This is a genomic window from Holospora curviuscula (assembly GCF_002930195.1).
In the GTDB taxonomy this organism is placed as follows: Bacteria; Pseudomonadota; Alphaproteobacteria; order Holosporales; family Holosporaceae; genus Holospora; species Holospora curviuscula.
On sequence record NZ_PHHC01000108.1, the window covers coordinates 1 to 21,747 of the forward strand.

Genomic DNA, 21,747 nt, shown 5'->3' on the forward strand with positions numbered 1-21,747 from the left:
TGGTTATACCTCTTTGTATCATAAAAAAAAAAAAAAAAATTTGCAAATATAAAAAAGTATTTTATGCTTATATTTTTTTCTTTCGTAGCGTTAATATAAAATTAAGTTAAGAATTCAGAAAGATGGAATCTCATAAATCGCATCCCTTTCAAAGTACACAGTAGTTTACGAGTAGAATCCTTAAATAAAATTGTTTAATAAATAGTAAACTCGTATAAAATTAAAAGATTCTTAACTAAATTTCATGTACAACAAACGAAGGTATCAGTATGAGGGCTTTGTTCGCTAACGTTTCAAATAACATCTTGTAGCAGTGGTTCAAAAAGTAGATCGTTGGAGATCTATTCAAAGTTCAAATACAAAACGGTATAAGTTTTGATTAAAGACCTCAAGAAGGAAGCGCCCCGTAGGTTTTTTAGTGTTAAAATGTAATGTTCCAACGTTTTATCGAATTGCTTTAATTGCTTTCTTTCCATAGGCTTTCTTTTCATAGTTTTAATGTTAGGGGTGCACGGCAAATCTCGTGTAAGTTTTTCATTATTATTGTCACATCATAGGCTGAAAACGCACCCCCATTACTCTAACGTCAAGGGGGTTCAAGTCTTTGGCTGAAAAACCTTCAATAACCCCATCATGGCAAGCGGCATCATGAGATTTTTGGTTGTGAGTGAAATGCTTAGCCTAAAGAGTATTTTTTCCTTCAAGAAGCCTCTTATATGTTGAGGGTGTTTTATAAAAAATATAAGATTTTCCTCCCAATGACTAAACAGTTTAGTCACGAAATTTTAAGCCAGCGAACCCTGTATCAGATGTGAACCGAAGTCAAGAATGAAAATGGGGGTTTGGCATGGTGTGGGGCAATTCCGTGCCATTGTTTAAGATAAAAGAATGTATTGTCAACCAAATGATATAGTGTATAGAAGGCTTTGTCGTAATATTGCTGAATTCTTCGATTTTTCCCCTTATGAATTACGGAAATTATACCTTTTATAGCCGCTTGATTCGCTTATCATCACCATCATAGGCTTTTTTCAGTCACAGAATGCACTGAGCCCTAGGCGTTCAATAGGGTTTCGAGCCCCTGCGTTCAGTCAGCTATAGTACATTCGTAAGATCCATTTGCATCCACGGCCAGGTATATTTTGTGTTTCGCTCCCTTTTGAACGGCTTATTTCTTTATTTTTTCCCTTGAGGATATTTTGGATGGGGCTGGCATCCATCATAAACCACTAAAAATCCGCATAAATATTACGTGGTTCAAAAAATTTTTGTCCAATTTCCGTACACCTTCAATGAACAAATCGGCGATACATGTTACTCCCTTTGCCGTAATCTGGCGGAAAATGGCGTCACAGAGCGCACACGTTCTCATAATCTGTAAAACTTCATAGATTTATTACCGCCCCAAAGCCCTTTTCCCCCTGGAAGATTGGATTCCAGAAATAGCAATGCTGAATTAAATTTTTTTTAGAAAATTTTTTCAGGAAAATACACATTTTTAACATGCACGCCTCCTCCCTGCGAGTATAATCCATCTCGTGATTGCAATCTCTAAATGCTTTTCATTTTTGAAAACCCTTTGAAAGCAAAACGATTAGGAATACGACACTGTCTAGCACCTTTGCTTTTGCGTAAATCCCCTTTGGCTCCCAAGGCTGAGACTTTCCATAAATCCACACATATTGGTAGTCGCATGGTAAGGGCACGGTATTGACTGCACAAATGACCGAAAATTTTCTTGGGTTCTGAATAATAGCAATGCCATGGAGTTAAAATAAACACTTTCAGTTGAGTATCCGGTCTAACTATTCTTTTATAGTTAAATTAAGTTGAAGTGTATATATAAATATGTTGTTTTCAAATAAAAACGCCTAGATCCTATAGCCAAATATGCAAAAAAAGTTGCATTTCATTCTAGAACCGAACTATCAGTATTAACACGATGTCCTGAAAAATAAGGGAATCTTCAAGGAGTGTCCCTAAAAAAAGGATAAAAAAGACCTTTTTACTATTTTTTTTCGTTAGGGACATCCATTCGGGAATAATTAAGAGATCTCTTTTTGTTCAAGGGATTCATTCTCTTGTACTGTGAGAACATAGTATACGGTATCAGTATCCGTTATTTTCTCTAAAACAGCATTGCTCGCGTCCAGAGCATTATCATAGGTACCCAAAACATTGTCTTTTATCTCAACGCGGTATTTAGAATCGACTCGAGGTAGACGCGTAACAGAAAACACGTTCTCTGTATCAAGAGATAACGAATTGAGTCTTGAAGCGCGAAACCTTTGAAATAAGGCTCGGTCATTTTTTTCCAAAGACCCTACGCATTTCACTATTTGGGTATGAAAATTTTCTTTGTTTTGAGCATCGTACGTATGGGGCCCAGAGTAATATCCTGTCTCCTCAGAAAGACAATAAAAATTTTGAATTTCGATAGACAGAGAGAACGGACTGATATCTTCGTGTAAAATTTCTTTAGAAACTAAGCACTCGCCTGCCCTAATAATTCGATCCGTCAAAGTATCAAGATCCTCTACCTTCTCAATGATGTAATTAGGATCATAGAAAAGAATATCGCCTATTTTTCCATAAATACCCACCGTGTGCCCCCCTTCTGACCCCCTCAAGGCTACATTCAAAAATTTATGCTTTGGATGGTTCAACATCTCTGCAAAAAGCGTCTTGATCTTTTCCTTATTCAATGCTGATGCATGAATAGCCTTGTCAAGCATTTCCCTTAATGAAGATAGTGAGGTAAGATCTGACGAAGTAAGCGCCTCTTGAATTTGATGCTTTAAAGGTTTGGGGTAGCTAGGATTTTGATAGGAAAGCGTTGTCTCCAAAATTTCCTTTAATTTTTCCTGGTAGCCCGATTCATCAAGTACTGCTAACATTTTATTTATCTGTAATCTAGGAAACAGGTCTGGTGTAACAGATGCGTTTTCCAGAGCCTCCTGGAGGGGCTTCTTCCAGTTTGGTGTTTCAAGGTATTCTTCCATACTTTTTTTTAATGCATCCCGATTTATAGGGACGTCTTCATAAAGCGTTTGGACGTCTTCATAAAGCGTTTTTGAGAGTTCCCTGCAAAATTCCGTTTTTAATTCAGGAGACTGAAGAATTTTCTCAAGAAGTTTAAGCTTGTGCTGTAAGTGTTCTTTTTCGGTAGCACTCTGGGGTAGCTGAAGCGCTTTTTCAAGCACAATCTTAAGTTTTTCTTCTGCTTCCCCTATAGAGGTTTCCATTTCCTCGAACAAAACATTTGTAGCATAGTCTAGTAAACAATCATTACATTCTTCTTTTTCTTTAGAAAATGGAGCAAGAATTGCATTGAATATATTTTTTTGTCTGAAGTCATCTGATCGAAAAAATACATCTTGACACATTCTCCGGACCACAGAATCCTGGGCATACTCTTGCTTATCAAGTTTTTCAAGAAGTTTCTTTATTTCTTTTTTACTGATAGGATGATAGAAGTCCGTATGATTAAAAAACCTAAAAATTTTTTTCCAATTCTCGTCGAGGTTCATAAAATCCATATTTAGTTCTTGAAAGCTTTTTTGAAAAACCTTCTTTAACTCTCTCTTCAGAGTAGGCTTTATATAGGTAGACTGCATGGATTTAATAAACACATAAAATTCATCAATATGCCTTTTTATTTCTTTCTTTTGGGTGGGGTTTGGTTCATCAAGCAGACTAAACATTGTACGATATTCTTGAGAACATTGTTTTATATCTATATCATTGAATTCAAAGAATTCTTTCTGCTCAAGACAATATGATTCAACTTCTTTCCTTAATACGTCATAAACCATTAATTCTGGTGCAGCAAGCATTTCTCGCATTTTATGGACCATCGTATTAAACTTTTGCTGATTCTGTTCTAGGCGAAAAAGCTCTTCTTCAATGAGTGTTTTTACATTATCTTTCCAGTTGGACGTTGAGTCATACATGGCAGTAAGCACTTCATATAATTTTATCTTCTTGATAGGCGTAGATGATAGAAAACGCGCGTATCGAATCTGTTCTTTTATGGGTTCTTTGGATTCAAGGGATGGGTCAGAAAGCGTGTTAAGAATTCGCTCTAAGTTTGCCTGATCGCACGGCTCTGTATAATAGCGTGCATCTTTAAGTATGTCCACCAGTGTTTTTTTAGAAGGATACTCTGAGCTCTGAAACATCTCCTGTACTTTTTTTAATTCTTTTTTATAGCAGGGCTCTGGGTAAGTAAGGGTGTCATTTAGCTTCTGTAATTTTTCTTTTTGGGCAGGATCTGATAGAGACAGGGCTTCATGTATTTCATTTAATATTTCCTTAGTATGAAGGGTTGAGAAAACATCCAACGATAATGTACGCGGTGCTTTACACGCGATTCCTTCCTCTAAAAAAAAGTCTAAGACGTTTAACTGTGGAATATAAGAATTTTTCGGATCTACAATACAAAATCCCTCTAGATGCTGTACTGGGGCACCTCTGCTATCAAATTTATCTTTCCTTTGAACCAAGCTACGTAACTGAAAATTTTGAGAAAAAAGAACTTTTTGAAGTGTAGAATCAAAGCGTTGTGCCTGTTCAGGGCTTAAAAGTTCCCCTTTACTTAGAGAATCGATACATTGGATAAACTGTGTAAAGTTTTTTTGTAAGGGATTAAGAATTTCTTCAAGATACCAAACATATACCAATCCTTGACAATGTCCTACCGCTACTGTCATGGCGTTTGCCACTTGAGTTTGATATTTTGAAGCGTCCCGTTTTCTTAAAAATTTTTCAATTAAGCGGAAACTATCCCCCTGCATATACTGCGCTGGAGATGTATTTAAAATGTGATAGGAGGTAGTTCCTATACTTTTGGGGTCGGAATACGCTGGAACGGTCTGCAAAAACAGCCCTCCTAAAACAATAAACAATGCTTTTTTATGGATTTTTTTCATATAAAATATAAATCATTTTTTTTAAAAATATTCACATTAAGGTTATAAATAAAAATTTTATATTAGTCAATATAAAAAATATATTAATTTTTTAGGCTTGCGCTATTTAGGGCACGAGCGGTTAACTCCCCCACACTTTTAGTCTTTGATTTCGGAACAATAGAATAAAAAAAATTTTCGATCTTTTCCTGAGGAGAAAATTTTAGTATCCTAGTGTATATAAGACGCTTTGTCCCTCAGGAGAATAAAAAATGTCCGATTTAGCCTTTAAATACCTTGCAGCCGCTATCGCTGTATTGCCGTTAGGACTTGTAGGACTGGCTGTGGGTAAAATTTTTACAACGTTAATCCAGTGTATTGCTCAAAACCCCGCGGCAAAAGAGAAAGTATATGCCTTAGGATTAATCGGTGTTGCTATGACTGAAGCGGTAGCATTGTTTGCGCTTTCTGTGGCGTTTATCGTTTTGTTTAGTTAAAAGTTTTAAGGAGCCAAAGAGAGAATGCCTCAATTTGATTCACACTTTTTTCCTTCTCAAATTTTTTGGGTATGCGCATGTTTTGGAGTACTGTGGGTTGCTATGCACTGGTGGATCATCCCCCGAGTGCGCAGTATTCAAGCAGTACGCTCTGCCCATTTAGCCACCATGATGGAAGAAGTGCAACGATTACATGCAAAAAGTGCTGATATTCACCTCCAGTGCGACACTCAACAAGAACACTTGGAAAAGCTATTCCAAAACCAGATTTTCTCCATAACGCAAGAACAAGAAAAGATTATGGCACAACATCTTTTGGATTTGAAGCAGCGATTTGATTTGGAATTGTCTCGTGTGAAAGAAGAGCTTTTTGTTATGGAAAAAAATTTTATGCAGCATATCCAAAAAGACACTACAGAGATTGCTCAGCACCTTATTCAACAGTATCTTCAAAAAGAGAACCCTCCATCATGAACATAGATCATTTTTTAAATCCAACTTTTATGGTAGGGGTAGCTTTCCTGTTGCTGTGTATTATGTTAGCAAAGCCGGGATGGAACATGTTAATAGCAAAGCTGGAAGAGCATAGACAAGAAGTGTCCCTGGAATTTCAGAAAATAGATCAAATTTTAAAAGAAGCGCAGGATCGTTTAGAATATGCAGAAGTTATACTAGAACGATTTGAAACGAAAAAAGAATCGTTTTTGCAACATATAGAGCAGCACAGTATTCAACTGGAGAAAACCTTTCAAAAAGAGCTTTCCAATAAAGAAACCTGGGAAAATGCACGCTTTCATACACAATGTGATACTTTATTAAAGGCTTGGAAAAAAGAGGCCAATCAGCGTTTTATGAAAGAACTCAACATACACCTTGGTACACTGCTTCACCAAGATATGGTCCGATACGCAAAGCTAAATAATTCTGTGTTCTCTCAATTTTTGAAGGAGCGCTCATCGTGACTCCTCGGGTTATTGTAGGTATGTCCGGAGGGGTAGACAGTACTCTGGCCGCAGCGCTATTAAAAGAAGAAGGCTATGACGTAATTGGGGTCACATTAAAACTTTACGACTATGAAGAAAGTTTGGAAGAAACCCCGGAGGCAAAACGAGAGTGCCACCCACTTCTATTCATTCAACACGCACGAGAGGCAGCCGATACCTTAGGTATTCCGCATTATGTCGTTCAAGAAGAGGCACTGTTTCGCGAAAAAGTCATTGATCCTTTTCTGGAAGCGTACCAGAAAGGAAAAACTCCCTTGCCCTGCGCTAAATGTAATCGAGATGTTAAAACAGAAGGGTTGTGGCGCGCCATGTTACAGTTCAAAGCTCAGTATATTGCCACGGGGCATTATGTCCAGCGTCTCAATAAACCTCATGGCGCAGAGCTTCATCGTGGCCTAGATCTACGGCGTGATCAAAGCTTTTTTTTGTTTATGTTAACGTTTCAACATATCCAAAGACACTTATTTCCTTTAGGAAAATTTTCTAAGGAAGAGACCCGCCTCCGGGCTCAAACCCTTGGGTTTAAAAATTCTCAGATAAAAGCAAGTCAAGATTTATGTTTTATGGCAAAAACTTCGTATCAATCCTGGATGGAAAAGCAAGCCATTGTTCCCAGTCCAGGTCTTATTGTTCACGCAGATGGCCGAGTATTGGGAGAACATAAAGGACTAGCATATTTTACCATTGGACAACGTCAGGGCGTGGGTGTGGGCGGTGCTTGTGAACCGCTTTATGTCACTGGGATGAATCTTGAAACCCATACCTTAATCCTAGGCCCGAGAGATGCTTTAGGCCGAAACGTATTAAAGCTGGAACAACTCAATTGGATTGCTCCCGACTACAAAGGAGAGACAATCCAAGTTCATGCCCGAATTCGCTCTTCCGGGGCGTTGATTCCTGCGCTATTTTCTCCCTCGACCTTAGAAGTCCGGTTACAAACCCTAGAATACGGAGTGGCTCCAGGACAAGCTTGCGTGTTTTATGAAGGAACAAGAGTATTGGGAGGGGGATGGATTGTGGAAAGTAATAAAATTTAGATTCATTATTATGAAATATATAAGATACTAAGCGTTTTATTTTATTTCGCTTCTATTTCTTAAAAATTTGTCTAAACCAGATTTTTTTCCTTTATAGAATGTAATTTTTTGAGTTTTCGAGACGACTTTGGATCAGGCGTGCGCATCTTTTTAGGTTTTTTTTCAAAAAAACTTTTTTTTAGAGAATATTCTTGAAAGCGCCAAGGGCGGTTCTCGTCAGACAAAACACTGGCAATCCAGTGACCCCCTGTGTACTGGAATGTAAGCGCTTTAGGATACTGGCACCTTAGTGCTTTTCCTAATTCAAATAAGGCCTTAATAGAAGAGTCTTGAAGCGTATTTTCTTTACAAATATGATGAAGATTTAAAATTCGAGCCCACTGAGCAATAACGTACTTTCCTTTTCGAGTATCGGTAACCCAAAGCGTATACGTTTCCTCTTGCACAACACCGATATAATCCGGAGTGATGAGAATTTTTGGGTTAAAAGAACAGTACCAGGCCACGCTATGTAAAATAAAAAGTCCCCCAACACCCCACCATCTCCAGCTTCCTTTCCATATGAGCCACCAAAAAACACATATCACTTGAGCAAAAAAAATCCATTGACTGTATAAAGGACAATGAAACAATAAAAATCCCAGATAATGTTCTGAATTTTGTGCAATCTTTACCAACCCCTTCAGCGTTAATGCCCATAAAAAAAATATACCGTCTGAATAGGGCGTTACCAAAAAAAGTAATGCAAGCAGCCCCATGGGCATTACACAAAAGCTTGTCCAGCTTACAGCAAACACATTGCTAACAATACTTTGCAAAGAATATTGGTGAAAATAAAATGCAATCCAGGGTAACGTAGAACAAGTAGCGGCTAAAGTCGTTATGTTCATCATTAAAATATTTTTTCCCCATCGTTTCCAAAGAGGGTGATGCGTTTCCTCAAAAATTTTACTCCAAAATTCATTGGGAATGGTCATTAAACTTGCAGTAGCAATAAAAGAAAGTTGAAAACTTAAACTAAAGCAGGCCTGGGGCTGGACCAGTAAAATTGCTGAACCACACAAAGCCAGTAATCGTACTGAAGAAGGCCAGCGATTTAAAAACACTCCCAGAAGTGCACCAGCCATTAAGATAAAAGAACGTTGCACTGGGTACCCTAATCCTGAAACGTGGGCATACATAGCCCCTACAATCAAAGAAAAAATTCCTGCTAAGCTTTGTAAGCTTATAATTAATCCTAGCTTGGGTACCCATCGAAATAGCCATTGAAATACAAAAAACCCTATGGCAGAAACAATAGATAAATGTAGGCCAGAAATGGCAAGAATATGCGACAATCCAGAAACAGAAAAATCATGCCGTAATTGTAAAGGAAGTGCAGTTTTATCCCCGGTAATTAATGCACTTGCCAAAGCGCCCAAAGGATAAGGCAGTTTCTCATGAAAAGTCTTGGTCAAATAATGACGAAATTGCGTTAAAACGCCGTGGTGTCCTGGAGTGACGTGCACCACAGAAACACTAAATCCATATGCAGAAACTCCTTGAAAAAATTGCTGAAATTGTGCATCATATCCTCCCGGTACCACAGGTTTGGGCCATGGAATCAGCTTAACCCTCGCTTCAATCCAGTCTCCTGGAGTGATTTTACCCTCACAAGCAGTACGAATACCCAATCGAACACAGGGTAAAGATAACGGACCACGCTTGGAGTACAGGTTTTTTATCCAAACTCTGGGATACAATTTACCCGAATTGGAAGCTGTATGATCTAACGCGACCACTTTCCCTTTGATCCAAAAAGGACCTAATTCTTTTTTAAGAAGCCTTTGAAAAGGACTGCAACTAGAAATTCTTAAAAATCCTAGACTAAAAGATAAGATCCCCCAGCATAAGACTCTGAAAAAGATTTTTTTTCCTATCCAAATTCCTATTACACTAAATACTAAAGCAGTGAATAGTACGCCATAGGTCCCTGTTTTAGGCTCGTAAGGAAGCACCCCATACCCATAAATTCCTGTTGCAAGCCCAAAAGGTAGCCATAATATATATCGATCATGTTCTTGAATAAAGCGCAAATAAAGTCCATCTTTTAAGATGGTGTATTGATTGAATATTTGGTAAACAAAAATTTTAATAAGTCCGTGTTTTCTACACAATTTTTGATATAAAAATAAATTCATAAGAAGTATTTTTTCCTAGAATACGACATGAGAAAAAGAGAAAGATAAAATTTTTAGTACACTAAAAAGTAAGAAAAAATTTAGATTTATCAATTTTAAAGAATTTTTTTTCCATTGTATAAGTAATTTATTCTATTAACAATGTACAGGAGAGTATTTCAGGTAAATAAAAACTCGGTTAATATTCAGCACAGAATACGTGTACAGCGTCTTTTTAGCACAAGTCTAATGGATTAATTTAAGTTATTATCCCTCTTTAGAAGGAAAATTTAGAGCCAGAGTTTCTTCAAAAATTCCAGATACAGGCTGTATTTCCGTCCTGTTTTAGTCAAAGTCTTTCTCTATTGTTTACTTCCTAAAAAAATTAGTAAAAAAGACTAGCCATTTTTGTCACGAAATTTTGAGCAAAAAAAAGATATAAAAATAATTTTATTTAAGAAATTGAATTATATAGAGTAGAATAAAATTAAAAATGAAAAAATTATGCATCAGAAATCTAATACAATTTCCTAGTTATAATCTAAATATAATGTATTATTTCAAACGATCTATTAATGTGTATTCATAAGTCGTTATAAAACTATTTATGGAAGTTTAAAATAGAAAAAAAGACTCGCGTAATAGATCAGGAATAGATAGATAGATAAAGTGAGCTTGGCTCTAAAAAATCAGGGAATCTAGGAGTAGTAGCAAACAAGCTTCACGCAATCGTTTCGTCCTACAAGAATAGTGAAAAAAGTATTTGAAGTATTAGATTTAAGCCGGGATACATTCAACAAATGGTGTAAAGACTGTAAAAACAATGGCATAAAAAGACTTACGAAAAATAAAAAGCCATCTTGTTCAAAGCGTAACAAGGAAAAAATCTATATTAAATGAGTGGATAAGCACTCTCTATACCTTAAAAGAGCTACTATAAAGAGTTTTACTTAGAAATAGGAATATCTAATGAGATGGATATTTAGAGATAAAGAAGTTATAATTGAAGCGTTGTGACATGCGTTAGTCGCATCCTCTAAGGTTTTAAAAAAATCGAGTAAATCAAAAGCAGTTTTTTCTTGGTAAAAGGAGAGATAAAAAGTGAACACTACGATATGAAGGATTTATAATAGAAGTACTATAGATAGCCAGAACAAGTCATTCTTAGAGCGCTTCACGCAAAAAGTACAAAAGCTGGGGTTTAGAAAAAGATACTCAATACTTTGGCGCCAGATATGGATAATCATTGACTCTAAAATCATCAAAGCTTAGATTTTAAACAATCTAGAAACTGATATGTAAGCACAAGGTCTAAAAAAAGGACTGAGTAGCACGCTGCACGTTATGCGCTTGGCACCCCAATTAAGTTTTTTAGGCCACAGATCGAATGATATCAAATACAAGACGCCAATTATAGGATAGATGCCGAAAAATCTGTAAACGCTGAGACTGTCTTATAATAAAAAAGAATTGATCGAATCGCTGCGCTATGGGCTAGTTTTATTACCGTCATATCCGCATGACCTGAATCCCATTAAAAATTTTTGAGCTAATATAAAACGATACATTAAAAAATAGAATTACAGAATTCGCTCAATAATATGATATTATAACCCGCTTCTTTTCTCCAAATAATAGTAGATGATTTACGATCCATGACCTTGTGGACGTTTTTCCTTTTTTTCTACTAAAGTTGTGCACCTCATTTAGGGTGATTTGCTATATCGGTTATGAAAATAAAATCCGGTATCGCCTCATAAAAGTGAGTCCTCTATGGATCAAGGGGTAGGTTAAGCTTATGAACAAAACCCTTCAATAGGCACCCGTCAAGTGGTATTATTACGATACCTATGACCCGCTCAAACAAACTCTTACCGTCTTTGTGAATGCTTAGAATTGTGCCAAGCGATTTAGACCGCTTAAAGGTCTAATACCTTATAGATTCATCATTAAACCCTGAAAAAACGATACCAAAGTCCTATACTTGTTAACTCGATAACTCAAAACAAGAATTTTTACACTGTATATTAAGTATCTTGCATTTTTTTTCATGAAGTATCTTGCACTTTTTTCATGCACATGATAGGTTTCTTACTAGAGTTTTGAGATAAGTCTTGTTTCCCAAACGTTACTTTAATTTAAAATAAATAAACAACAATGGAACTAAATAAAATGCCTAATTTGTCTGGATATGTTCTTGTTTCCTTCCCAAACATTCGAAAACAAGAGTTTCAAAAAAGTGTTGTTTTTATATTTCATCATGGTGATGAAGGCGCTATGGGCTTTTTTATCAACCTTCCGCTGCAGCGCCAAGATTGGCCTGAAGCTTTAGAAAATGTTATTTTAACCTCTTCAGGAACCATGTTGTGGGGAGGACCTTCTGATATGGGACGTGGATTTTTGTTACATTCTCAAGATTATTTTACGGAAGAAACGCTACGTATTGGAGAAAATTACGGAGTATCTCCCGCAAAGGAAACGAAAAATTTTACTGATTTAACCCTTCCACAAATATTTCCACAATACACGCTTACCTTAATAGGATATGCCACTTGGCGTTCTGGACAAATTGAAGAAGAGCTTATGAATCACGATTGGATTGCAATGCCAGCCACACTAAAACTCATTTTTGAAGTAGCGCCAATAGACAAGTGGGACGTAGCATTGTCTATGCTGAACCTTCCTCAGGACACTGTTCTCACCTATTATCCTGGAAGTGTGGGATAACGAAATATCCTGCTTTTACATCAAAATTACTCCAAAAAATTAATACAGAAAAAACTTTCGTTACACTGAGGATGTAGTCAATTACTTTGTAATTAGGTGCATAACCATTCCAGGATAAAAGGAAAGAGATTGACAAGCCCGTCGCGTAACAATGTCAGAAAAAGATTAATACATGAAAAAAAAAGGAATACAGTGAATAAATAGAGTAATAATATTGGGGCTGAGTTTTCTATACTCAAAAGATATGCCGCAGCAGTATTCAAGAAGCTAGGATTTAGTGATAAAAAACGCTTTGGCTCTGAGGAATTAGAGTAAGAAAAAAACATCTTCTCTCAAACGCTTAAATAGTGTGAATAAAAGTGGTTTGGATATAGCGAGTTACGAAGATAGAAGATAGGGTAAGAGAAGTAAAAAGCGTGGCAACTATTACAACAGAATCTATAGCATAGCTGAAATAATAAATCTATCGCTCCCATGAGTATTGATGGTTTTCGCAATACGAATTTTTTTAATCATTGGGTAGAACAGAGTTAACTTCAAAAGCAAAACCATGAACAAGGGTTTATTTTGGATCATACCTCATTCCAGAACACTTATAAGACAAAAGCATTGATTGCATCGCTTGGCTAGGAGCTAGTTTTCTTGCCCCTATATTCGCCTAACCTGAATCCTATTAAGCAATTCTGGGCTACTATAAAACGATGAATTAACCGTAACATTATTTAATGTACTGAATGATTATAAGGATTTATTTAAATTCTTTCCAATCTCATCTTTAAGCTATATTACTATACATGATTTACTATAAGATGCAATCTGTTAAATAGCGAAAAATTAGCTAGATGAGAGAACAGTGTGTTATGTAAGCGTTTAATACGAAAATTTTCATGAGATGGCTCTACAATACGCCAATCAGAGTATTGACATTTTAAACAAAGTCAGTAAGATATACATTTATAGCCCAGGTAGCTCAGTTGGTAGAGCAAAGGACTGAAAATCCTTGTGTCGCTGGTTCGATTCCTGCCCTGGGCACGTTTTCTTTTGACATGCCAAAATATTTTTTAATCGGAAATTGGAAATCTCAAGGAAGTACAGAAGAAATTCATAAATTTCTCTCTACTATTATTCGACTTTCCTTACCTGAACATGTACGTCCGGTTTTATGTCCGCCTTTTGTTTATTTAGATCTTGTAAAAAAGAGACTTCCTATTGGGTACAGTTTGGGTGCGCAAACCTGCGGAATAGAAACAAAAGGTGCTTTTACTGGAGAAATAACGGCCAGTATGTTACAGGATATCGGCTGTGGATATGTCCTCATTGGGCACGCTGAGCGAAAAGAGTCATTGGAAGTGTTGGAACAACAAATGGAACGCGCTTGGGAAGCGAATCTCGTCCCTATTTTTTGTTTGGGCGAAGAAGCCCCCAGCGCCTGGTATAGTCTTGCGAAAAAAATTTCTTATCTTTCCTCTTTGCCAGCATCAGCGCCTTTTTACATTGCCTATGAACCCATTTGGGCTATCGGAGGAAAAACGCCTCCCTCGTGTGGATATTTAACACAAGCATTTCAATATTTAAAATCTCATTTAAAATTTACCCAGGGCTTTATTTACGGCGGAGGTGTTCGCCCAGAAAATTTAAAAGAAATTTTAGACCTCAATATATTTAATGGAATTCTTATCGGTCAAGCCAGCTTCCAACACGCTATATGGACCATGCTTTTGGAAATTTTAGAAATTCATGGTAAAGTACAATCCAAAACTACTTTGCGATAACCAAGATGAGTATAGTTCAGCTGGTTATTACGAAAAACTATTTTAATAACACTTTATGAAGAGTGTTTCCCTCCTGATTAGGTAAGCGAAGACAATAAGTGCCGTGGCTTTGTGAGATGGGAAGATAGAACGTGTGGAATGAATGGATCACTATAGGACCTGCCCCACATTAACGTGTACTCTCAGCTAAAAAAGTAGAAGTTAAGACGTAAGCTACGAAAAAAAACTCAAAAAAGATTTTTAATACCCTAAACGCGGCTTACGGTATAATGACAGCTAGTACTTCAGCATAGAAGACATATCGACACAAGGTGCACAGACTAATAAAAAATATGATGGCGATAATATCACTGAGCAGTACTAAAAAAGCTTCAAAAGACTAAAATATAGCACGATATACATTACAGTATGATATTCAAATTAATTTTCATCTACATAAAGTAGATAGTAAAGAATTTCTACCCATTATGCCCAAAATACTCAAAATTAAAATTTTGTGACTACATTATCTAAATTTTAGAGCTTTTTTTATGGTAAAATTCTTTGTTAATTGCAAACTTTATTGTCTTGCATATAAAAGAAATTATAGATAAAATACAAAGTGTTTTGAAAAACTTGTTTCTATATTAAGACTATGTCTCAAGCACTTTTATTCGAAGTATACAGTGATGAAATTCCTGCACTCATGCAAAGAGATGCTTGTAATCGAATTAAACGTCATGTAGAAAACGCTCTTAAATCTTACAAACTAGAAGGAGAAGTGCAAGGGTTTGCTTCTTTACGGCGCGTAGGATTTTTGATTCGCTGTTTGGAACATGATACACAAGAATGTTTTTCTGTGAAGGGCCCCAGTGTTGAGGCTCCTTCCTCTGTGATAAACGCTTTTTTAAATGCTCATGGTCCCGAAATATGTTATCAGAATAAAACTTCCAAAGGATCTTTTTGGTTTTCAAAAAAAGAAACGAAAAATATAGAAGAAGTGTTACACAATCTCTGTGTAAACTTTTTAGAGCAGTTTCATTGGCCGAAACGAATGCGTTGGCATGAAACCGATGATTTTAGCTGGATTCGTCCTATCCACTCTTTGGTATGTATTCTAGATAATAAGCTCTTAGCATGGACCTTTAGAGCTCAAGGACTTGGAATATCTACGAAAAATATGACACCGGGACATCCTGCATCGTCTCAGGAGCTGACGCCACCCTGGATCCTTATTCCTCACGCTTTGGAATACGAAGATATCTTAAAGGAACACAATCTGTGGGTATGTCCTTTTAAGCGCTGGACTTATCTCCAATCTCATCTGGAGACTCTCGCAAACGATCATGGATACCAGGTCTTTAAGGAGGACCTAGCACTCGAAGGGCTTTTAGGAGAAGTGTGCGGAATGACCGAGTGGCCCAAGATATTTTTTGCATCCTTTTCTTCAGATTTTTTGAAACTTCCTCCGCCTTTTTTATTAACAACGTTAAAACATCATCAGCGCTGTTTTCCTGTAACAAGAGACAAAAATCTTGCTTCTCGTTTTATCGTAGTGTTGGATGGAACACCTCTCACTCCTGAAATTCAAGATGGACATCAGCGAGTGGCAGAGGCGCGATTGTCCGACGCACTTTTTTTTTGGAATCAAGATCTTCGTTATCCCTTGGCTCACTATAACCAGCACCTTAAAGAAAAAATATTCTTTGATGGTCTGGGAACAGTTATTGAAAAAGTACGAAGGTTAGAAGTTGTGGCAACACATTTGGATGATTCCGGTGCATTGAGTGCTGCTTCGGCGCTTTCAAAGGCAGATTTAGCAACCCAATCGGTGCGAGAATTTCCAGAATTACAAGGAATTATGGGGAAATATTACGCTTTAGCCCAAAATGTCGATCCCACCCTGGCTCAAGCTCTGGAAGAGCAGTACTGGCCTTTAACTCCCGGACAAGATCTTACTGCTCAAAGCTGTCTTGGAGGATGGCTTGGAATTATAGACCGTATGGATACCTTAGTAGGATTTTTTGGTATTGGAAAATATCCTACTGGCTCTAAAGATCCTTTAGCATTGCGTCGTAGTGCTTATGGATGGGTGTGCCTTACCCTACATCATACATATCCTTTTTCTATTTCAGAAAGTATTCGTATTAGTCTTGAAAGTTATCGCAGTACTCAGCGACTTAATGTTCTCTCCAATAAAGATAGTTTAGATCTTTTAGAACAGTTAATCTTTAAACAGTTTACCCGCTATTTACAAGAAAAAAATATTTCTCGTGAAATTTCGGAGGTTATTAGTGTGCTTCGCTTTTCTCAACCTTTAGGAAAATTATTTACGCTGGCCAATAAATTGCACAAGTTTTTGCAAACAGAGTCAGGAATTTCCTTTGTTTCTGCCTATAAACGAATCTTTTTTTTGCTCCATAATAATAAGGAAGGCCTTAAAGAATTCAGCGCACCAAAACATTCAGAATTATTTGAACCAGAAGAGAAAAAAATTTTCGATTACATCTCAGTTCCTTGGAATACAGAAGATTTTATGGCAACCGCTTTAGATTTTTCTCGGTGTATTCATGAATTTTTAGATGTATTACCTGTAATAGGGTTTTCTTCTCGTATGGGTTTATTAGCATCCGTGTTGCGATATACACGTCCGTTGGGTAATTTATCAAATTTATTTACCACCTCTTGTTAACTTTCACAGTTTTTGTAGCATGAAAGAAGAGCGTTTTTTTAAATCTCCTTCAAAACGCCGTTATCGATGGGTATTGAGTATAACGAAATGGTTCTTTATCTTAAGTGTCTGGGGAAGCTTGGCTTTAGGAGCAGTGATTATTTGGTTTGGCTACGATCTTCCTTCCATTGAAGATATCACGAAACTTCATCGAGATCCTCACATTTTAATTAAAGATCGTCAAGGAAATATCTTAGGGAGTTACGGTAATTTTTATGGTACTACGATTAATGTAAAAAAAATGAAACCTTATCTTGTGCAAGCGCTTTTGGCTACGGAAGATCGAAGATTTTTTTACCATTTTGGTATTGATCCTATTGGTACTATTCGTGCTCTCTTGCGTAATATTAAAGCCAACGGTGTTATACAGGGAGGAAGCACCATTACGCAACAATTAGCGAGAAATTTTTTCGAAAGTAAAAAACTGTATAACTACAAAGATCGTTCGTTAAAACACAAAATTAAAGAAGCTATTCTGGCAGTAAAATTGGAAATGAAATTTACAAAAGAACAAATTTTAACAATGTATCTAAATCGCGTATATTTAGGAGCGAACGTCACTGGATTGGATGCTGCATCTTTACACTACTTTGGACACAGTGCATGTGACTTGACATTATATGAGTCAGCCATTTTAATCGGAATGTTAAAGGGACCTTGCCGCTACTCTCCAGTAAGCCACTATGAACGTTCGGAATCCAGAGCAAAGCGCGTTCTACAAAATATGGTCGAAGAAGGATTTATTACCCAGGAAGATGCGGCTACAGCTATGGCGCTTCCGTCTCCTCTAGAAGTATCCAAAAAAAAGCAATCTATGTGTCGATACTTTACTGATTGGGTGATCACCTGTTTACCTGAACTTTTAGAGGATGTTAAAGAAGACATTGAAATCATTACCACCATCGATCTTAACATACAAAGCATTGCACAAAAAGAAGTGTTTAATGTTATGAGAACGCGTGGGTCCAAAGTGCATGCCAGTCAGATGGCTTTGGTATGTACCAAGGCTTCTGGAGAAATATTAGCTATGTTGGGCGGTATGAATTATGCAAAAAGCGCATATAATCGTGCTACGCAAGCCAAGCGCCAAGCAGGATCTAGCTTTAAATTTTTCACATTTCTTGCTTCCTTAGACGAAGGATATGATCCGGATTATCTTATTAGTGATTATCCCATTGAGGTGGGGGGATGGAGAGCCAGTAATTATAAACATAAAGCAAGAGGAGAAGTCACTATTCGTACAGGGTTTGCCCAGTCCATCAATGCAGTGGCAGTGAGACTTGCGACCTCTATTGGATTGAAGCGTGTTATTCGCCTTGCAAAAACTTTGGGAATTTCCTCCGAATTGCCCCGTAATTACAGTCTTGTTTTAGGTTCCGGAGAAGTCACGCTGCTGGATATGACAGGAGCTTACCTTGTGACATTAAATGAAGGAAAATCAGTTCGTCCTTATGGAATCGAGAAAATTGTGAATAAACAAGGAAAAATTCTTTATCAACACCTTAAATGCAATACTGCCCCTTGTGTTTCTAAAGAGGCTATTCAGGAGATGCGCAGTTTGATGCACAGTGTGGTGGAGGAAGGTTCAGGTCGAAAGGCAAAATTACATTCCGATCTGGGGGATACAATACCATGTGGCGGAAAAACGGGTACGTCGCAACGATATAGAGATGTATGGTTTATTGGATTTGCAGGATCCATTATGACAGGAATTTGGTGTGGGAATGATAACGAAAAACCTATGGAAAAGCCGAGCGATGGGTGGCCTACGGTTCACGCGTGGCGGGCTTTTAATGAACGACTATTAGAATATTTTAAAAATCCAAAAGCAGAAAATTGGCAAAAAGAAGAATTTACCGAAGGCTTAGAGCAGATAGATGAAGAAAGTACTCTTTTTACCAAAGATAAGGATACTTCACAAGAGCAGGTAAGGAACGAAGATGATGAAGATGAAGACGACGAGGAGAATGACGAGGATGAAGATGAGGAGGATGACGAGAATGACCAAGATGACGCAAAGAGAGAGAACGAAAAAACTAAATCTAGCGCTCCACCAAGCGCCGTCCCTGTTTCCCCGTCTTCATCTCCATCACTCTCTTCGCATAGTAGTAAAAAAAATCCTACTGAAGAAGAGTTGATCAAAGAAATTTTGTCTAATATGGGGACACCTTCCTCTAATGGACGCTAAAAAGATCGTGCACATCTATTTTCCAAAAAAAGGCTCCTTATTAAAATACTTGAAGATTAAAAGCAATAATCTACAGGGCGGCTTTCCAAATGATTGAAGCGACTAAGAAGATGTTAAAAAAATTTATTGCTTATTGGAGACGCCACAGATAAAGAAGGGTACAGTAAATATTTTTTTTACGGGATATATAGCCAACTACCTATAGAATGGTTAGAGAGAATAACGCGTCAATTGAACAATGTGTAGAACGGCGTATCTATTTATTTCTCAACGGGATTAAAGTCAGGAGAATAAGGAGGTAGGTAAAGTATGACCAGCATCCTTAATCCATTTTCTACCTAACTTTACCTTTATGGAAAGCAGCATTATTCATGACAATAGAAGGGTTTTCTGGGATAGTGGTTAGAAAAATTTCCTATACCCCCCCAACAAGCCAATACTTCTACAGAACCCATCAGCAATCTAATGGCCCCTAAAGTAGAGCCCATTAAAGCACCTATACCATTTGTTCTACTTTTGGAACCCCAATCCTCTTTTGCGTAACAAGGCTGCCCTTTTACAGAATACCCGTAAGGTCTTGGCATATCATGAGCCACTCCACGTTCATCAACTTTTCTGTTTAATTCATCACGCTTTTGATAGAATACAGATCTTTTTTGTGGATCCGTCTTTGAATGATGAAAGGTTTTTTTATAGCGAACACCAAGACGTCTCAGGGCTTTCAAAATGTCAACAGTGCTAATCCCACGCTCTTACTGATAGGCATCCAGGAGATCCATCGTGATATCCTGTTCTAAACGTGTCCCCCCTTCTATACACGGTCTGTTTACCCATCCAAAACCCTTTACCAGAGTCCTCATAGCTGAAAAAATTAGCTTGCATAAAATTTCCTGAAATATATGATAGTTTCTATACACCAAGATATTAAAGATCTTCAAAAACCTCAACTTTTAGCCAATACCAGAACTTTTTTATATACCGTCAGTGTACTCTTTGGTGAACGCGCTCCGGACACGTACCTGTTCAGGCCAGAAAAACTACTGCTATCATAACTTTTAGATTTTTTATCTTCTGTTTTACAAGATAAAGTATCTTTTATTTATTGATCTTCTCTTAAATTCTACAGAATTAAGTCAACTCATGGTACAATTCTTTAATTTTAAACTCTTTCGCTCTACATGTCGAAACAACTTAAGAAACTTGGAATTCTCCACACTAAGTGTAGTTTAAAGAAAAGTTTTAGGCCTCCTAGACGCATCTTTTGCGATTTCTTTCTGCTTCACTTTTTACAATAGGGTGATTTTTCCATCAAGAATTTACATAAACGACACGTAGGGTCAATATAGGCGTTCGTATTTAAAAAAGTGCCCCTTCCCTATAAAATAGCCCTGAGAGTAAATTTCTTTCTAGAAGTATTTCCCTATTATTCTGTTCTAAAAAAAATTACTTTATTTTACTCAAAATACTTGTATCATACTTTTGCTTTTCAAGATCTTTTTTTAAACGTTCGATGTTCACGCCTCCTTTAGCACTGCATAGATTTTTAAGATTTGCTAAGGCAAGTTGTCCTTGAGGAACAGGAGTTTTTACTGTATTTTCCAAAACTGGAATACCTTTAGCTTTTGTGGGAATTGTAGCGCTCAAAGCATTTTTTTTAATGGCTAAAAGTCCCATCTGAGCCCCATCCGTGCAATATACTGCAACTGGAGGATGGTAAGCATCAGAAGAAGCGGATGCGGATATAGACGGAACAGGTGCAGAGACTGGTGACACGGGAACTACTCCGGGTACAGGATTTATCGCAGGCATTATGGGGGTAATGGACGTGACCGAGGGTGTACCAACCCCTATTCCGGTAGCGATTTGCGGCAAGACTATAGGAGGCGTTGAAGGAGAAACAGAAGGAGTTTTGATAGGGGCAATACTTGTGATAGGAGTAGCTGGGCTGCCGAGACTAGAACTGATTGGGCTACTTACGCTATAGGAAGTGGAAATCGCAGGTGCAGATTCCACTTCCTTGTCTTCCGCTTTGCTAAGCATCTCCGGCGTTGCGGGAACAGAAGAACTAGTGGCTCCTTTTGTAGGAACAGACGAGGGCCAAGGTTTCACTGTGGCATCAAGGGGCTCTATGCCTTGAACAGTAAAAGAAGAAAATAAAAATAAAAATAAAATATATCTTTTCATAATTTAATGAGACGACTTTTTATTTATCATTTTAGTTCTTAGAAGTTAAATTAGAACTTATACACTACTTTTTATATCACGCATTAGTTCAAATTAATTTATTAACATAATTTTTGGAAATGGTCTAATTGCACAGAACACAGTCAAGAAATTTTTTTTACTTAACTATACCGTATAGGATACAATACATCTAAGGAATACCCTTGAATGTATAAATTGGGTGCTGCAAATTCGGACAATAATTGTAAACAACTTCCGCACACTTGAATATTGTGAGGAGTACCGTTTTTTTCTGCAATAGCCCATACATTTTTAATGCGAAATTCTGGACCACAGTGAATTAACGCATTCACAACCGCAGCGCGCTCCGCACAAATAGAAAGAGTATGACACGCAGCTTCTAAATTACATCCGTAAAAAAGTTTCCCATCTTCCAAAGTGATTTCCGCTGCAACCTTAGTTTTTTTAGCTTTAGCATGCTTCAGCATTGCCTCCAATGCTTTTCTGGATGCACTAGAAAGATTATTCATCTTAGAACTCATTAGGTTTTGGGTTTTGT

Annotated in this window: 13 protein-coding genes, 1 tRNA gene and 1 pseudogene; 10 read left to right on the plus strand and 5 right to left on the minus strand. The window is 37.2% G+C overall.

The genetic code is table 11. The features are described 5' to 3' along the window. Positions 1-2,045 precede the first annotated feature (2,045 nt). Positions 2,046-4,931 carry a hypothetical protein gene (locus HCUR_RS05670; protein ID WP_104207134.1) on the minus strand — a complete coding sequence of 962 codons (2,886 nt, stop codon included), beginning with the start codon at positions 4,929-4,931 and terminating at the stop codon, positions 2,046-2,048. Positions 4,932-5,182: 251 nt separating this feature from the next. Between HCUR_RS05670 and HCUR_RS05675 the strand changes: the two genes are divergently transcribed. The 4 genes from HCUR_RS05675 to mnmA are packed head-to-tail and all read left to right on the plus strand — an operon-like array spanning position 5,183 to position 7,448. Beyond that, a complete protein-coding gene (locus HCUR_RS05675) occupies positions 5,183-5,407 on the plus strand; it encodes an ATP synthase subunit C family protein (protein WP_104207135.1) in 225 nt (74 codons plus the stop codon). Positions 5,408-5,431: 24 nt separating this feature from the next. Continuing rightward, complete coding sequence (locus HCUR_RS05680; protein WP_104207136.1) at positions 5,432-5,881, plus strand: ATP synthase subunit B family protein; 450 nt, start codon at positions 5,432-5,434, stop codon at positions 5,879-5,881. Further along, a complete protein-coding gene (locus HCUR_RS05685; RefSeq protein ID WP_104207137.1) occupies positions 5,878-6,369 on the plus strand; it encodes a hypothetical protein in 492 nt (163 codons plus the stop codon). Before HCUR_RS05680 ends, HCUR_RS05685 begins: the two co-directional genes overlap by 4 nt. Continuing rightward, the gene (gene mnmA, locus HCUR_RS05690; RefSeq protein ID WP_104207138.1) at positions 6,366-7,448 is read left to right on the plus strand and encodes a tRNA 2-thiouridine(34) synthase MnmA; all 1,083 of its coding nucleotides are present in this window, start codon (positions 6,366-6,368) and stop codon (positions 7,446-7,448) included. The genes HCUR_RS05685 and mnmA overlap by 4 nt, the downstream gene beginning before the upstream one ends. A gap of 71 nt (positions 7,449-7,519) precedes the next feature. On the opposite strand, the gene HCUR_RS05695 is transcribed toward mnmA, so the two are convergent. Then, positions 7,520-9,628: a ComEC/Rec2 family competence protein gene (locus tag HCUR_RS05695; protein ID WP_104207139.1), complete on the minus strand. Its 2,109-nt coding sequence runs from the start codon at positions 9,626-9,628 to the stop codon at positions 7,520-7,522. A gap of 2,151 nt (positions 9,629-11,779) precedes the next feature. On the opposite strand from HCUR_RS05695, the gene HCUR_RS05700 reads away from it, so the two are divergent. The 6 genes and pseudogenes from HCUR_RS05700 (at position 11,780) to HCUR_RS05720 (ending at position 19,004) form a co-directional block, all read left to right on the plus strand. Next, positions 11,780-12,334 (plus strand): YqgE/AlgH family protein, encoded by a 555-nt coding sequence (locus HCUR_RS05700; RefSeq protein WP_165780799.1) that lies wholly within the window; start codon positions 11,780-11,782, stop codon positions 12,332-12,334. Between the two features lie 639 nt (positions 12,335-12,973). Beyond that, a pseudogene (locus HCUR_RS10275) lies at positions 12,974-13,039 on the plus strand (hypothetical protein); the annotation flags it as partial. A gap of 254 nt (positions 13,040-13,293) precedes the next feature. After that, positions 13,294-13,366: transfer RNA gene (locus tag HCUR_RS05705), tRNA-Phe, on the plus strand. Between the two features lie 14 nt (positions 13,367-13,380). Beyond that, positions 13,381-14,106: a triose-phosphate isomerase gene (locus HCUR_RS05710; RefSeq protein WP_104207141.1), complete on the plus strand. Its 726-nt coding sequence runs from the start codon at positions 13,381-13,383 to the stop codon at positions 14,104-14,106. A 634-nt stretch (positions 14,107-14,740) separates the two neighbouring features. After that, positions 14,741-16,777 carry a glycine--tRNA ligase subunit beta gene (glyS, locus tag HCUR_RS05715; RefSeq protein WP_104207142.1) on the plus strand — a complete coding sequence of 679 codons (2,037 nt, stop codon included), beginning with the start codon at positions 14,741-14,743 and terminating at the stop codon, positions 16,775-16,777. Positions 16,778-16,796: 19 nt separating this feature from the next. After that, positions 16,797-19,004, plus strand: coding sequence for a transglycosylase domain-containing protein (locus HCUR_RS05720; RefSeq protein WP_104207143.1), 2,208 nt, complete (start codon positions 16,797-16,799; stop codon positions 19,002-19,004). 365 nt (positions 19,005-19,369) lie between these two features. On the opposite strand, the gene HCUR_RS05725 is transcribed toward HCUR_RS05720, so the two are convergent. From HCUR_RS05725 to HCUR_RS05735, 3 genes are all read right to left on the minus strand, one after another. Next, on the minus strand, positions 19,370-19,729 hold the full coding sequence (locus HCUR_RS05725) for a hypothetical protein (protein WP_104207144.1): 360 nt from the start codon (positions 19,727-19,729) through the stop codon (positions 19,370-19,372). A gap of 718 nt (positions 19,730-20,447) precedes the next feature. Then, entirely contained in the window at positions 20,448-21,188 is a 741-nt protein-coding gene (locus HCUR_RS05730) for a hypothetical protein (RefSeq protein WP_104207145.1), read from the minus strand. 161 nt (positions 21,189-21,349) lie between these two features. Next, a complete protein-coding gene (locus tag HCUR_RS05735; protein ID WP_104207146.1) occupies positions 21,350-21,730 on the minus strand; it encodes a cytidine deaminase in 381 nt (126 codons plus the stop codon). Positions 21,731-21,747: the final 17 nt, after the last annotated feature.

What these genes read in the sequence shown, in the direction of transcription:
- HCUR_RS05680 (WP_104207136.1), top strand. Translation starts at nt 5,432, where the DNA reads ATGCCTCAATTTGATTCACACTTTTTTCCTTCTCAAATTTTTTGGGTA.
- HCUR_RS05710 (WP_104207141.1), top strand. Translation starts at nt 13,381, where the DNA reads ATGCCAAAATATTTTTTAATCGGAAATTGGAAATCTCAAGGAAGTACA.
- HCUR_RS05695 (WP_104207139.1), bottom strand. Translation starts at nt 9,628, where the DNA reads ATGAATTTATTTTTATATCAAAAATTGTGTAGAAAACACGGACTTATT.
- HCUR_RS05735 (WP_104207146.1), bottom strand. Translation starts at nt 21,730, where the DNA reads ATGAGTTCTAAGATGAATAATCTTTCTAGTGCATCCAGAAAAGCATTG.
- HCUR_RS05670 (WP_104207134.1), bottom strand. Translation starts at nt 4,931, where the DNA reads ATGAAAAAAATCCATAAAAAAGCATTGTTTATTGTTTTAGGAGGGCTG.
- HCUR_RS05700 (WP_165780799.1), top strand. Translation starts at nt 11,780, where the DNA reads ATGCCTAATTTGTCTGGATATGTTCTTGTTTCCTTCCCAAACATTCGA.
- glyS (WP_104207142.1), top strand. Translation starts at nt 14,741, where the DNA reads ATGTCTCAAGCACTTTTATTCGAAGTATACAGTGATGAAATTCCTGCA.
- HCUR_RS05720 (WP_104207143.1), top strand. Translation starts at nt 16,797, where the DNA reads ATGAAAGAAGAGCGTTTTTTTAAATCTCCTTCAAAACGCCGTTATCGA.
- HCUR_RS05730 (WP_104207145.1), bottom strand. Translation starts at nt 21,188, where the DNA reads ATGAAAAGATATATTTTATTTTTATTTTTATTTTCTTCTTTTACTGTT.
- HCUR_RS05675 (WP_104207135.1), top strand. Translation starts at nt 5,183, where the DNA reads ATGTCCGATTTAGCCTTTAAATACCTTGCAGCCGCTATCGCTGTATTG.
- HCUR_RS05685 (WP_104207137.1), top strand. Translation starts at nt 5,878, where the DNA reads ATGAACATAGATCATTTTTTAAATCCAACTTTTATGGTAGGGGTAGCT.